Here is a 13,945-nt window from a genome sequence, read left to right as displayed (position 1 = left end):
AAAAAAAGGCGAGGCTTATTTAAGTGCGTCAAAAACCGATTAAATTTCCTTTTATCACCATAAATAAAATAATGCATCTTAAAACGAGCAATCTCATATATAAAAAGGAGCTGTCAGCAAATGCATATTATGCATTTTGCGACAGCTCCTTTTTTTATTTTATTTAATCAACAAATGATTCTACATGCTTAACTACATTTTCCACGGTAAATCCATATTCTTTCATTACTTTCTCCCCATTTGCAGAGGCTCCAAAAGTATCAATACCAATAATTTTCCCGTGTTCACCTACATATCTTTCCCAACCAAATGGAGACGCCATTTCAATAGCTATCCGATTCTTGACAGTTTGAGGTAGAATTTGTTCCTGGTAGTTTTTATCCTGTGCTTTAAAACGATCCCAAGATGGCATACTTACTACACGAGCTTCTATACCTTTTTCTTTCAGTTCAGCTTGGGCACGAATCGCTAATTGTACTTCCGACCCGGTTGCCAGAAGGATTACATCAGGCGTTTCTTTATTTGCTTCACTAATAATATAAGCACCTTTTTTAACACTCTCATACGCATGTTCTTTCGTACCAGAAAGTGTAGGTAAATTTTGCCTGCTTAACACAAGTGCTGTCGGTGTATCTGTAGATTCTAAAGCTAATCGCCAAGCTGCTTGTGTTTCGTTTGCATCAGCTGGTCGGATAAGCGATAATCCAGGCATTGCTCGTAGTGAAGCAAGCTGTTCAATAGGTTCATGCGTTGGACCATCTTCCCCTACCGCAATAGAATCATGTGTAAACACGTAAGTAACAGGTGTATTCATAATTGATGCAAGACGGATGGAAGGTCGCAAATAGTCACTAAACACAAAGAAAGTACCGGCGAATACATTTAATCCACCGTGTAATGCCATACCATTTAAAGCTGCGCCCATCGCATGCTCTCGTACACCAAACCAAATATTTCTACCAGCATAGTTTTTACGAGAAAAATCATCTTCCCCGTTCATGGTAGTTTTATTTGAGCCAGCTAAATCAGCACTACCACCAAAGAAGTTTGGAACGGTTTTAGCAATAGCGTTCAATACTTTTCCAGAAGATGCCCTTGTAGCTAGTGTATCTTGTTCTGGTTCAAAAACTGGAAGATCTTTGTCCCAATCAGCAGGAAGTTCACCGTTGAGAGCAAGCTCAAACTGCTTAGCTAATTCTGGGCACCTCTCTTTATACATTGCTAGATGTTGATTCCAGTTTTCCTCTTCTTCAACACCTCTTTTAACTATTTTTTGGTTGAAATCTTCATATACTTCTTCGGGCACATAGAAATCTTCTTCATGTGTCCATTTATAAAATTCCTTTGTCAGTTTCACTTCATCTTCACCTAATGGAGCGCCATGTGAAGCTGACGAAGCAGATTTATTTGGAGACCCATACCCAATGATGGTTTTCACTTCAATTAAAGTTGGTTGTTTTTGATTTTCTTGCGCTGCTTTAATAGCTTGTCTAATTTCATTGACATCATTACCATCTTTGACAGTTAATACTTGCCAACCGTACGATGCAAAACGTTTTTCAATATCTTCAGAGAAAGATTTATTTAAATCTCCATCTAAAGAAATATCATTAGAATCATAAAGTGCTATCAATTTACTTAATCCCAGATGTCCTGCTAAAGACGCCGCCTCATGAGAGATACCTTCCATTAGATCGCCATCGCTCACTATTGCATATGTAAAGTGGTCTACAACCGCAATATTTTCTTGATTATATTTAGCAGCCAAATGTGCTTCTGCCATTGCCATACCGACAGCCATACCAATACCTTGTCCTAAAGGTCCAGTAGTTGCTTCTACTCCATCCGTATGATGAACTTCAGGATGTCCAGGAGTCTTAGATCCCCACTGTCGAAAGGATTTTAAATCATCCATAGATACTTGATAACCTGATAAATGTAGTAAACTGTATAATAACATAGACCCATGGCCTGCCGATAAAATAAATCGATCACGATTAAACCATTTTGAATTTTTAGGATTATGGTTCATAAATTCGGTCCATAACGTATAAGCCATTGGCGCTGCCCCCATTGGTAGACCTGGGTGCCCAGAATTTGCATGTTCAATAGCGTCAATAGACAATGTACGGATTGTATTAATAGATTGTTGCTCAATTGTATTTGCCATTTCAGTGTAAACTCCTTTCATAATTATGCCTATATTCATTCTATAATGAAACCTACTTTGCTACAAGTGAAATCATGCACTTATAACAAAATAGGTATTGCTACTTCTTGTTATGCTTTTTTTGTAAATCTTTTACTTTTTTCGGTGTTACATCATTTCCCTCTGGATCAACTACTTTCATTGTTTTAAACTGATTTTTAAAAGATTTTCTTACACCCTGTAAGTATTCCTGGCGTAATTTTTTTTGTTCGTTTTGTTCAGAAATAGTTAGTCCGTCCACTTTGGATTTTCTTGCAAGCTCATTAATACGTTCGATCTTACCTTTTGAGAGCATCCATCTACCCTCCCTCATGCGTATATTTTTATTCTGTTAAATCATAAGTTTTCGGTGACAAAATTGCACTCTCTTTCATTGTACAATAGATGTCATTGATATAAAACAGGTGTGCTTATCAACATGATTCCTTTACAGTACCATATAAAAAAGAGAAGGGCAAAGAACTTGTCCTCCTGAGAATACCTTTATTTTTGTTTGCTTTCATATTCTTGATAGCGTCTATGAACAGTAGCCTTTGATACATTGTAACCTAGACCATTTAATGTATCAGCAATTTCTTTAAACGTCAGACCATTTTGTCGTAAATTAATGACTTCTTCAACAGGAAATTCTAATCTTTGCCTTCCTGGAGCTTCATTTCTATTCGAAAGATTTAAGGTGGGATCATATCCTTTTGCAATTGCCTGCTTCATCCCTCTTTTTATCTTTATATTATGTATTTTGCGTTGATACTCCTCCACAATCCCAACGATCTGCAACACCATGGAATCTGCTTCCGATAACTCTAACTTCCCTCCATGAAAGCTTGTATAAATAGGAATATGTAATTTCAGCAGCTGGTGAAAAAGGGCAATTTTTGTATTCCCCCTACCTAAACGAGTCTCGTCTTGAATCAATAAACAATCTGCCCTTTTTTGAGAAAAAATCTCTAACATCTTAAATATCCCATCTCGATCAATACTATATCCGCTCTCTTGCTCTTGTATACACGCTACCACAGTAAGTTGATATTCAGCTGCCAGTTTAACCAATTCCTGTTTCTGTCTTATTAATGATGTTTCTTGAGTTTCTTTGTCAGTACTTACCCTACAATATACAACTGCCTTCACAATGTTTACTCCTTCTATCATATTAACTCATTATAATAGAATAATATAAGAAACCTAATGTTAATGCAAAAGCTACAAGATAGAATGCGTCTGTTTTGGTCAGTTTTTGAAACATCTAATAGCCCTCCTTATACAATATAGAACTTTTGTTCGCTTTCTACCCCTATTATAACCGAACGCGTGATCTTGTCAAGTATTTTTCGAACGAATGTTTGCGCGAAGTTTTATCTAATGGTAAACTAAGGTTAATTAATATTATGCGCGAGGTGATAGATTCATGACTAAACTTTCCAAAAGGCAACAAATGATATTAGACTATATAAAAGATGAAGTAATGCAAAAAGGGTATCCACCATCTGTAAGAGAAATTGCCAAGGCTGTGGGTTTAGCGTCTAGCTCGACTGTTCACGGGCATTTAGCTAGAATTGAAGACAAAGGCTATATTAGACGTGACCCTACAAAGCCAAGAGCAATTGAGATCTTACATTTGGAAGAAGAGAATCCTATTCCAAAAGAAGAAGCACTTTATGCGCCTGTTATCGGGAAAGTAACAGCAGGCTTGCCCATAACAGCTGTAGAAAATATTGAAGAATATATTCCGCTTCCTGCAAATACGGCTAATCCTGATGATAGTCTATTTGTTTTAGTAATTGAAGGAGAGAGTATGATTGAAGCTGGAATTTTAGATGGAGATATGGTAATCGTTAAACAGCAAAACACAGCACAAAATAGCGAAATTGTTGTTGCAATGACAGCAGATAATGAAGCAACCGTAAAACGTTTTTTTAAAGAAAAAGATCATATACGATTACAACCAGAAAATGCAACCATGGAGCCGCTTATATACGATAATGTAACCATTTTAGGGAAGGTTATTGGATTGTATCGACATATACACTAAAAAACTGCCAGTTGGCAGTTTTTTTTGTGTATAAATATTGGGTTACTATGAATTTTGTTTTGTCATCATTCCCCCGTATAATAGACAGGACAATAAATATGCACATAGTAAACGGGGCTCTTTTCCTTAATTTGTGATAGATAAAACAATGAATAGCAGTATTCTTCTAGACGCAACTGATGTGTAATGGCATGTTCCTTTGCTTCATTCAATATTTCTTGCATCTTTCTCATATCAGAAAAAGGATTCCCGACAAAATTATAACGAAGTGCTGTTGGAAAACTAATTTTTTTGATATCTTGATCGATACTAGAAATAATGTTAGAGCAATATACTTCTCCTTTTTTAGGATGATGAAAATCTCTTAAGTTGTTTTGATAAACAATCATCGAAGTCTTATTCCAAAAAACATCTTCTTGGGAGTCATACAGATTGGATTCATTAATATTGAAGCCTTTATCATCAGCTGTAAAGTTAAATCCATCACAGGTAAATATATAATTATCCTTAACCACTTCCCACATATTTGGTTTTGTTTGAAAAGAGGCTAGCCTTCTATTTAACTCTTGTAAAAAATAGATTTTTTTATCTAATAACTCTCTCTCTAGCAATAATGTCTCTAAATAATTCTCGTTAAATTTCGATACATCTGTCAAATCTTTATAATCAAGCCAGTTCTTAATTGTTTTTAAAGGTACACCTAATTCACGCAACCAAGTTACATTACTAAACTTCAAAGCGTCATTCAAAGAATAATACCTATATTTATTATCTTTAACAACAGAAGGAGTAACTAAATTCTCTTTATCGTAATAGCGCACTGTATCACTAGACACTCCATGAAATTTGGCTATGTCTCCTGTTTTAAAATATTTCTCAGCCATATGTTAAAATCTCCTTTGTTTTGTCTTTAAAAGCGACTAGCATAAGGTACCTCTACTATCTGTAGATGTTATCTAACATACTACAGAATACGTTACAATTCTAAATTTATCAACAGACGGAACGCTACTTAACAAGACAAAAAAGAAGAAGAAATTGAAAAAGACCTGTAATGAACACAAGTCTTTTACTCTAGTAATATAAAAGGTGCCTGCTTGAATTCGTTTATTCAAGACTTGAGGATAACATATGGTATTAAAAACACTTTTATTTTAATTATTCAACAGCTGCGTTGCTTAATTGTGTCAGAATTTCACTATAAGACGGATATGGATGAATTGTATCCTTTAGTTTATGGAAGGGAATATGGAATGTTTTCATAAGTTGCAATTCGCCCAATAACTCACAGGCTCTTTCCCCTAAAATACTTGCTCCAATTATAAATCCATCTTGATCACAAATTATTTTGGCTTCTCCGGTTGTCTTTTGATCAACAACAGCCCTATCTAATTCAGAATAGCTTACTGTATAAACATTAAACTTGTCTTGAAATTTCTCCCTTGCTTCATTTTCAGTCATCCCTGTTCTAGCCAGTTCTGGATGTGTGAAGGTGCACCAAGCTGGGTGTTGCTCTATTGGGGTATGCATTTCTAAAAATGCATGTCGCATTGCCTGTTTAGCTTGAAATCCAGCCATATGAGAAAATAAATAAGGACCAACCACATCTCCTACAGCATAAATGTTGCGAACTGAAGTTTCATTATATTCATTAACTTCAATGCCCTTGTTAGTATAGCGAATCCCCAGATCATCTAAACCAATTTTTTCTATATTCGGCTTTCTACCTAAGGCAAACAATATCTGTTCTGCTTCAATATGTTCAAGTACATCGTTCCTATCTATAGTTAGGGTTGTAGTACAATTTGCTTGTTTTACTTCAAGCGCCTTCGCGGATGTATACAGTTGCACCCCTTCCTCTTCCAACGTACCCTGGAGCTGTTGTGCTAAGCCTTTTTCCTCTCTAAATAAAATACGGTCAGCCATTTCAACTAGTTTTACTTGCACTCCTAAACGTTGAAAAGCTTGCGTTAATTCAACACCAATAGGGCCACCCCCTACAACGATTAGATTGTTTGGTAAATCTTCAAGTTGAAAGACGTTCTCATTTGTTAAATAGTTAACCTGATTAATTCCTTTAATAGAAGGAATAAGAGCTCTTGATCCAGTGGCAATAACTATTTTTTCAGCAGTAATGGTTTCATGAGCTACACGTATGCTGTGTTGATCGTTAATTTTCGCATCACCTTGAATATATTCAATACCTGCAGCTTGTAATTGCTCTACTGCCTCCGCTTGATGCGCTTTTTCTATTAATTGACGAACTTTACTCATTATTTGCTTCCCGTCTACTTCAATGTTGGCATATTTTTTCGCCGCATGAATTTCATCAGCAAGTTGAATAAGTGCTTTACTTGGAATACAACCCGCCCAAGTACATTCTCCACCTGGCTTATATTTGTCAACTAATACAACTTTTTTTCCCATACTAATTGCTTCCATAGCGGTGTTTAGACCACCTGCTCCTGCACCAATTATTGCTACATCATATGTGAACATTGTACAACTACTCCTTTATCTATAGTTACTATGTTTGTAAGTATAAACTATGGAACGATTCCAGAGTCAATACGTATTGCCATACTCCGGCTTACAAAACTGGATACACAGAAATCTGTAGTTCACTCGAATCTGGTTTCTTGCGTTATATTTAGGTTTTACTTTGTATGGAAATCACAAGGATCATCCGAAGTGTAGTAGCATATTTTTCCACTCGGTATAAAAGTATGCGCAACCCACCTATACTTCGTCGTGTGTCACCTTCCAGCGCTCCCCTTTCTTGATAATATTTTAAACAAGGTATAGAATGCGAAACCGTCTTATTTTACAATAAGTAAAGTAACTATTCGCCCTTTACCGTGTTTATAGGAAATATTAACTAAAATATTTTTTTTTGATCTCTTTCCTCTTTTAAAATTTCTACAGCCTCTCTAAAACGTTGTGAATGTATAATTTCTCTTTCCCTTAAAAATTTCAAGCTATCGTTTAAATCAGGATCATCGGACATATCAATAATCCATTGATATGTCGCCCGCGCCTTTTCTTCCGCAGCAATATCTTCATACAAATCGGCAATAGGATCTCCTTTTGCCTGGATATAAGTGGCAGTGAATGGAGCGCCTGCTGCATTATGGTAGAACAACGCTCTATCGTGATTAACAAAATGTTCACCAAGACCAGCCTGCTTTAATTGTTCGGGAGTTGCATCTTTCGTTAATTTATAAATCATCGTTGCAATCATTTCCAGATGCGCAAATTCTTCAGTTCCAATGTCATTTAAAAGTCCTACTACTTTATCTGGTATAGTGTAACGTTGGTTTAAATAACGAAGTGCAGCAGCAAGTTCTCCCTCTGCTCCTCCATATTGTTCAACGAGAAATTTTGCCAACATTGGATTACAAGTACTGACCTTTACTGGGTATTGTAGCTTTTTTTCATAATACCACATCTTGGCTTCCTCCTATCCAAAATGATATGATATATAATTTTAAACTTGCCATGGCCAAGGGGTATCTTTCCAATTCCATGGATAGTCAGAAAAACTTTTTCCAAAATGCATAAGTGGTCCAAATTTCTTTTCAAAGTCCATTTTTAATTGCATCGTTTCCTTTGATAAATTATTAAATTGTTGAATAGCTTCAAAATCGTTAGGATGGGTATCTAAATAAAGGTTTAAATCAACTAGGACAAAATCGTTTGCTTGAATTTCTTCGAGCAGCCGATAATATTCGGGAGGCATTTGCTTATTCACCTTGTTCGTCTCCTTTATGAGGGTTTGGATAAGGACTATATAATTGAGGCCAAAGTGTACCATGATAGAGTGCTTCTTTTGGAGTGTTAAATTGTTTTAATCCATATGGTTGAAACCCCATATATAATTGAGGTGGAGTAGCATAACTTTTCACTTTACTGGGTTTACATGGATCATACGGACTTATATAAGGTTTCCAATATTTATATTGTGTGAACATAATTGTCTCCTTTCTTTATCTTCTATTTTATATATATGATTGTTACTTGCATTTATTCTTATTAATGATGCAGACAAAATGTACACTACCAAAGTTTAGCAGGTGCCTCAACATAGATAAATACAAATAAAGTTGATATAAATCTCCCATTAAGACTCTATGAAACAAAGAAACGAAGCACTAATATGCTTCGTCACCATACAACATTTCGTAATTCTTTTTCTTCATTACCAGTTTTCAGCACCCCATCTGATTGCGCTTTCAAGATAATGCTGTTTACGTTGTCTAAATTTATTATTGTATTTTTACTTTTGTACCAATTAGAATCATAGCGCTTTAAACTAAAGAAAAAATCATTTTTACTTTCTCGCTCCTCCTCTGTAACAACTTCAGTACCATCTGTCATATGAAACGTGATTATATATTTTTTCACTCCTTACACCTCCTTTATTTCTATAATATGATAAAATTAATAAATTTTCTCGTTTTACACCTTATCGTAAAATGAGCATTAAAATAAAGCGTCTTTTCATTACATAAAATAATCACTACAAAATTCACTTTATGTACTTACCATCGTAACCTAACTATTTTTTTGATTCAATTCAATCTAAACGTGCATAATCTATTTTTGTTCTGCTACTATAAATGCTAATTTTTAAGTATGTACAAAAACGTTCATTTACCGTACGCATTTTTGATTCCCAGTGTATATTACAACTGATAGGCCAGCACTTGTAGTAGCTGGCTTTTGGCTACCAAATCTATGCGAGTATAGGTCATCATGTCAAGTTGTAATTATTCATGTACATGTAAAGATTAGCACGCTTTAAGCGAAAGCGTACATACTTAGACAAGCAAAAAACCACATTTTGAAAGAGAGATATGTGCTAAGAAGAAAACCCTTCCACCGTCCTTGCTAAGCTTGTTAGTATCCTAGAAATATCCGAATTATAGTGATATTCTATAGAGTAAAAAGTACTCCCAACTATTGTTGTGCATCAATGTTTAATAAAATTTTCAAATAATGCTCCCCTTTCTTATTTTAGGAAACGACATCTTAAAGAAATATGTCCCCTACCTTCGTTTTCGCTATGTCAATATTTACATGGTTAATAGAATGAATTTAACAGTTAGGTTATTACTGATACGAGTAACTTTTTTTACTATTCTACTCTAACGTATTTATTACTTGCTGTAACATAATAAATTGCGCCTTTACTATTTTTGACCTTATACTGTTAGCCATTACCGACTTTTAATTTGTTAACAATGGTCGGAAAACCTTCCCCTTTGTTTAGATGGCCAACAACATATATATCCGTCCAAGAAGGTTGATTATAAAAAAGGAGATGACCATCGTGAATAGATTCTACTCGTCTACCAATAAAGTCAACATGTATATTCATTAATTTATTAGGGTGCCCTTGTAAATCTCTTTTGTGCACCTAAAAATAAATTTCTTGAAGAAGTACTTTGTTTGGCTCGACCTGTTGCACCTTGTACCACTTTCCTTTCTCAAAGGCCTTAGCTGAAGCATCCTCAAAGCTAGACTAAACTCATTCTTCTATCCTAAATATTTCGTCCTTATCTTCATTGAATTGATTTGCTACATAATTTCTTATTATTTCTTCCGTTACCGTTCCTACGGTGGCACAAAAATATCCTCTTGCCCACAGGTGCTGCCCCCAATATCTCTTTTTGAGTTCTGGAAACTCATCCTGCAATAATCTCGATGATCTTCCTTTTAGATACTAATATTTTACTTGGAGCAATACTTGGAGGACAAGATAATAATAAATGAATGTGGTCTTTCCCAACACTTCTTTGCAATATGGTAATCCCTCTGGCTTCACAACTTTGTCTTATCAAATCACGCACTCTCACCGCTATGTGACCGCCCAAAACCTTATATCTATACTTTGTCACCCATATGACATGATACTTGATATTCTACACAGCATGACTATTTTTCTATATCCATCCATACTTTCACCTCTTCACTTCGTATGGACAAAAAAGGTAAGGCTAAAAGCGGACACCGTCTTTAGACGGTGGAGTTAGACCACGCATTTGTAAGTTAAAAATAAAGTAGGTAACTATTAAAAATGCACACATATATAATAAAATAAAAGAAAAAGGTATGAATGACTTTGAGGATCATATGAGTATTTTCTAGATGAATGATTCTCTTTTTCTGGGCAATCTCTGGGCATTCACCCAGAGACCAACAAGCTATGATTTGATACACCAAAAAACCCTCAACACCAATAGTGCCAAGGGCTTCCGCTATTAATAAGTTCTTAAATATTGCTCTCTTTCCCACGGGTGTACTTGTGTTTTAAACATTTCCCATTCGATTTCCTTTGCTTCAACAAAGTGTTCGAAAAGGTGTTCACCTAAGGAATTTACAATAACTTCACTTTTCTTTAATTCTTCTAATGCGTCCGCTAAGGTGCTAGGTAAATCGTGAACACCATTTTCTTCACGTTCTTCTTTAGACATCACATAAATATTACGATCAACTGCTGGTGGCGGAGTCATTTCATTTTCGATACCGTCTAAGCCAGCTGCTAGTAAAGAGGCAAGTGCTAAATATGGATTTGCTGATGGATCCACACTACGAGCTTCTACACGCGTGCTAATACCACGAGAATTTGGAATCCGCATGAGACAACTTCGATTTGCACCAGACCAAGCAATATAACTAGGAGCTTCATAACCAGGAACTAGACGTTTATAGGAATTAACGGTTGGGTTTGTAATCGCTGTGAAGCTACCAGCATGTTTAATAATACCCGAAATAAATTGAAAAGCCGTCTTACTTAACCCCATATCACCGTCTTTATCATAAAATGCATTTTCTCCATTTTTAAATAACGACATATTCACGTGCATGCCGGAGCCATTCACTCCAAATAATGGTTTCGGCATGAAGGTTGCGTGCAAATTATGCTTACGGGCAATTGTTTTTACAACCAATTTAAACGTTTGAATATCATCTGCATGCTTTACCGCATCTGAATATTTAAAATCAATTTCATGTTGACCAGGAGCAACTTCGTGGTGGGAAGCTTCAATTTCAAAACCCATTTCTTCTAATTCAAGAACGATGTCTCTACGGCAGTTCTCCCCTAAGTCTGTTGGTGCAAGATCAAAATAGCCTCCGTGATCGTTTAATTCCATAGAGGGATCGCCTTTTTCATCTAGCTTAAAGAGGAAAAATTCAGGTTCAGTCCCAATATTAAAAGCATCAAAACCTAACTCTTCCATTTTCTTTAAATTTCGTTTTAAATTGTAACGTGGATCACCTTCGAAAGGAGTCCCATCCGTTTTGTAAATATCACAAATAAAGCGAGCTACTTTTCCTTTTTCTGATGTCCAAGGAAAAACAACAAACGTATCCAAGTCTGGGTACAAATACATATCAGACTCCTCAATGCGTACAAATCCTTCAATGGAAGAGCCGTCAAACATCATCTTATTATCTAAAGCCTTACCTAATTGACTAAGTGGAATCTCCACGTTTTTAATGGTCCCCAACATATCCGTAAACTGCAAACGGATAAAACGGACGTTTTCCTCCTTAATGCGTTTTACTACATCTTCTCTTGTATAAGTGCTTCCCATACTTTGTCCTCCTATTTCAATTTTATTTATTTGAATAGGAAAACAAATAGATAGTAATAACGTATATGAAATTCATAACTACACACCACCAATTCAATGTTTCCCTTGCCTAGTGAAATTTAATAAAATTTATAACATTCCAACATTTCACATTTTTAATTGATTGGTTCGTTTTATTACATCACGTACTAATATCCATTTGTTTCCCTAAACGAACCAAATTGTAAAGTTACTTTTTATAAAAACTTGGCTTATCGCCAAATTTTACGGTGAAGCCTTCGTTTACTTATACTAAAAAACTTATATAGCTATAGCGCAAGATACATAACGGGTAACTTTAGCATAAGGATACGTTTAACGGCTAAAAAACCTAGCAAGGTCTCCCTGACGCAAATTAGCTTTTTTATGAGCGCTTGGCTCATTTAATTCTTGCCTTAGAATCCTCCGCAACTCCTTGTCAGATATCTGAGAGGATTCAGTCATTTTTAGTTGTGAAACTTGTTTCGTTTCATCTTCATTCAACAGTAGTTTAATGCCGGCAATATTTAGCCCCTTATCCAAATAATCTTTAATCTCAAGCAGTCGATCAACATCATTAAACGAAAATAATCGCTGATTTCCAGTGGTTCTTTCTGGATGAATTAAACTGTGCTCTTCATAATACCTTATTTGCCTAGCTGTTAATTCGGTAAGCTTCATTACAATGCCGATTGCAAATAGAGGCATGGAACGACGATCTTTATCATTCAATTCATGACCCCCTAATTCATAATACTTTTTCATTATATGTCATGTAATCTAACATGTCAATATCATGTAAGGTTTTCTAACACTAACGAAAGCATTTTTTAAAATTTACATGCTACGATTCTTTTTTTCTTCCATCCTAAACCTTAATCGCTTCACCCGTTATTGAAGGTGAAGCGGTATGATTCATTATTAATATTGTTTAGTTATCAATCGCACAAAGATAAATTTGAACGACTATTTATTTAAAGTCATATTACTGAGCTTCTCTAACGATTCTGTAATGGCTATCTTTACATGGGCATACGTTAGCCCACCTTGAATAAACGCTACATAAGGGGGGCGTAGCGGGCCATCAGCAGACAACTCAATACTTGCCCCTTGGATAAACGTTCCTGCTGCCATAATTACTTCGTCCTCATACCCAGGCATTTTGCTTGGAAATGGTTTCACATAAGCATTTACTGGTGAATGTTCTTGAATCGCTTGGCAAAACATAATCATGTTTTCTCTATTGTGAAATGTTACCGATTGAATCAAATCTGTACGCTCTGCTTTATAATGTGGCGATGTTGTGTAGCCGGCCAATTCCATTAGTCTTGAAGTAAAAACAGCTCCCTTAAGAGCTTCACCAACTACATGAGGAGCGAGGAAAAAGCCTTGAAACATTTCTTGTAGCATGTGAAATGTTGCGCCAGTCTCTTTTCCAAGTCCTGGTGCAGTTAGACGGTTGGCGCATTGGTGAATAAGTGATTCTTTTCCAACAATATAGCCTCCCGCTCGAACAATACCGCCACCGGGATTTTTAATTAAAGACCCAGCAATAACATCCGCTCCTACATGTAGTGGTTCCATCTCTTCGACGAATTCGCCGTAACAATTATCAACAAACACGATGACTTCAGGAAGAATGGACTTCACAAAGTTCACCATTTCCTCCATCTCTGTTATCGTAAATGAAGGCCTATCATCATATCCCTTGGAGCGTTGTATGCCAATTACTTTTGTTTTTTTATTCATTGCTTGCTTAATAGCTTCAAAGTTCACCTTACCGTTCTTTAATAGATCAACATGCTGATAAATAATTTGAAAATCACGTAAGGATCCTTCAGCTTTACCACGAATACCGATTACTTCTTCTAAAGTATCATAAGGCTTACCAGTAATATACAATAGTTCATCACCAGGACGCAGTATACCAAATAGAGCCGTTGTAATAGCGTGCGTACCAGAAACTATTTGAGGTCTTACAAGTGCATCTTCTCCTCCAAATACTTCAGCATAAACACTTTCCAGCACTTCTCGTCCCCTATCATCATATCCATAGCCGCTTGTTGACTGAAAATGACTATCACTCAC

At 35.8% G+C, this 13,945-nt stretch carries 14 protein-coding genes and 1 pseudogene; 1 reads left to right on the top strand and 14 read right to left on the bottom strand.

From position 1 onward, the window contains the following. Positions 1–163: 163 nt before the first annotated feature. The 3 genes from tkt to HLX49_RS15500 form a co-directional block, all read right to left on the bottom strand. The gene (gene tkt / locus HLX49_RS15510; protein WP_296363033.1) at positions 164–2,170 is read right to left on the bottom strand and encodes a transketolase; all 2,007 of its coding nucleotides are present in this window, start codon (positions 2,168–2,170) and stop codon (positions 164–166) included. A 100-nt stretch (positions 2,171–2,270) separates the two neighbouring features. Continuing rightward, on the bottom strand, positions 2,271–2,504 hold the full coding sequence (locus tag HLX49_RS15505; RefSeq protein WP_101933937.1) for a DUF896 domain-containing protein: 234 nt from the start codon (positions 2,502–2,504) through the stop codon (positions 2,271–2,273). 188 nt (positions 2,505–2,692) lie between these two features. Continuing rightward, entirely contained in the window at positions 2,693–3,337 is a 645-nt protein-coding gene (locus HLX49_RS15500) for a YneB family resolvase-like protein (RefSeq protein WP_077703860.1), read from the bottom strand. Positions 3,338–3,614: 277 nt separating this feature from the next. On the opposite strand from HLX49_RS15500, the gene lexA reads away from it, so the two are divergent. After that, positions 3,615–4,238 carry a transcriptional repressor LexA gene (gene lexA / locus HLX49_RS15495; protein ID WP_077703863.1) on the top strand — a complete coding sequence of 208 codons (624 nt, stop codon included), beginning with the start codon at positions 3,615–3,617 and terminating at the stop codon, positions 4,236–4,238. A 65-nt stretch (positions 4,239–4,303) separates the two neighbouring features. Here the strand turns inward: lexA and HLX49_RS15490 are convergent, their stop codons facing one another. The 11 genes and pseudogenes from HLX49_RS15490 to HLX49_RS15440 form a co-directional block, all read right to left on the bottom strand. Continuing rightward, complete coding sequence (locus HLX49_RS15490) at positions 4,304–5,122, bottom strand: MerR family transcriptional regulator (RefSeq protein ID WP_296363030.1); 819 nt, start codon at positions 5,120–5,122, stop codon at positions 4,304–4,306. Positions 5,123–5,396: 274 nt separating this feature from the next. Then, the gene (locus HLX49_RS15485) at positions 5,397–6,737 is read right to left on the bottom strand and encodes a dihydrolipoyl dehydrogenase family protein (protein WP_077703872.1); all 1,341 of its coding nucleotides are present in this window, start codon (positions 6,735–6,737) and stop codon (positions 5,397–5,399) included. A gap of 379 nt (positions 6,738–7,116) precedes the next feature. Continuing rightward, a complete protein-coding gene (locus HLX49_RS15480) occupies positions 7,117–7,686 on the bottom strand; it encodes a manganese catalase family protein (protein WP_296363022.1) in 570 nt (189 codons plus the stop codon). A gap of 39 nt (positions 7,687–7,725) precedes the next feature. Then, positions 7,726–7,977, bottom strand: coding sequence for a spore coat protein CotJB (locus HLX49_RS15475; protein WP_077706897.1), 252 nt, complete (start codon positions 7,975–7,977; stop codon positions 7,726–7,728). Between the two features lie 4 nt (positions 7,978–7,981). Then, positions 7,982–8,209, bottom strand: a complete 228-nt coding sequence (locus tag HLX49_RS15470; protein ID WP_077703878.1) for a spore coat associated protein CotJA — start codon at positions 8,207–8,209, stop codon at positions 7,982–7,984. Positions 8,210–8,402: 193 nt separating this feature from the next. Next, positions 8,403–8,642, bottom strand: coding sequence for a hypothetical protein (locus HLX49_RS15465; RefSeq protein ID WP_077703881.1), 240 nt, complete (start codon positions 8,640–8,642; stop codon positions 8,403–8,405). Between the two features lie 808 nt (positions 8,643–9,450). Continuing rightward, complete coding sequence (locus HLX49_RS17160; RefSeq protein ID WP_367112762.1) at positions 9,451–9,657, bottom strand: hypothetical protein; 207 nt, start codon at positions 9,655–9,657, stop codon at positions 9,451–9,453. A 111-nt stretch (positions 9,658–9,768) separates the two neighbouring features. Next, positions 9,769–10,159: pseudogene (tnpA, locus tag HLX49_RS15455) on the bottom strand (IS200/IS605 family transposase). A 342-nt stretch (positions 10,160–10,501) separates the two neighbouring features. Further along, positions 10,502–11,839: a type I glutamate--ammonia ligase gene (gene glnA / locus HLX49_RS15450; RefSeq protein ID WP_077703884.1), complete on the bottom strand. Its 1,338-nt coding sequence runs from the start codon at positions 11,837–11,839 to the stop codon at positions 10,502–10,504. Between the two features lie 354 nt (positions 11,840–12,193). Then, complete coding sequence (locus HLX49_RS15445) at positions 12,194–12,565, bottom strand: MerR family transcriptional regulator (protein ID WP_438272976.1); 372 nt, start codon at positions 12,563–12,565, stop codon at positions 12,194–12,196. A gap of 258 nt (positions 12,566–12,823) precedes the next feature. Further along, positions 12,824–13,945: methionine gamma-lyase family protein (locus tag HLX49_RS15440; protein WP_296363015.1), on the bottom strand; the 1,122-nt coding region annotated here is incomplete at its 5' end.

Source organism: Virgibacillus sp. (assembly GCF_013393565.1).
Classification (GTDB): Bacteria; Bacillota; Bacilli; order Bacillales; family Amphibacillaceae; genus Virgibacillus; species Virgibacillus dokdonensis.
This window is presented reverse-complemented; position numbering and strand designations above follow the sequence as displayed.

What these genes read in the sequence shown, in the direction of transcription:
- glnA (WP_077703884.1), bottom strand. Translation starts at nt 11,839, where the DNA reads ATGGGAAGCACTTATACAAGAGAAGATGTAGTAAAACGCATTAAGGAG.
- HLX49_RS15505 (WP_101933937.1), bottom strand. Translation starts at nt 2,504, where the DNA reads ATGCTCTCAAAAGGTAAGATCGAACGTATTAATGAGCTTGCAAGAAAA.
- tkt (WP_296363033.1), bottom strand. Translation starts at nt 2,170, where the DNA reads ATGGCAAATACAATTGAGCAACAATCTATTAATACAATCCGTACATTG.
- HLX49_RS15490 (WP_296363030.1), bottom strand. Translation starts at nt 5,122, where the DNA reads ATGGCTGAGAAATATTTTAAAACAGGAGACATAGCCAAATTTCATGGA.
- HLX49_RS15485 (WP_077703872.1), bottom strand. Translation starts at nt 6,737, where the DNA reads ATGTTCACATATGATGTAGCAATAATTGGTGCAGGAGCAGGTGGTCTA.
- HLX49_RS15480 (WP_296363022.1), bottom strand. Translation starts at nt 7,686, where the DNA reads ATGTGGTATTATGAAAAAAAGCTACAATACCCAGTAAAGGTCAGTACT.
- lexA (WP_077703863.1), top strand. Translation starts at nt 3,615, where the DNA reads ATGACTAAACTTTCCAAAAGGCAACAAATGATATTAGACTATATAAAA.
- HLX49_RS15475 (WP_077706897.1), bottom strand. Translation starts at nt 7,977, where the DNA reads ATGCCTCCCGAATATTATCGGCTGCTCGAAGAAATTCAAGCAAACGAT.
- HLX49_RS15470 (WP_077703878.1), bottom strand. Translation starts at nt 8,209, where the DNA reads ATGTTCACACAATATAAATATTGGAAACCTTATATAAGTCCGTATGAT.
- HLX49_RS15445 (WP_438272976.1), bottom strand. Translation starts at nt 12,565, where the DNA reads ATGCCTCTATTTGCAATCGGCATTGTAATGAAGCTTACCGAATTAACA.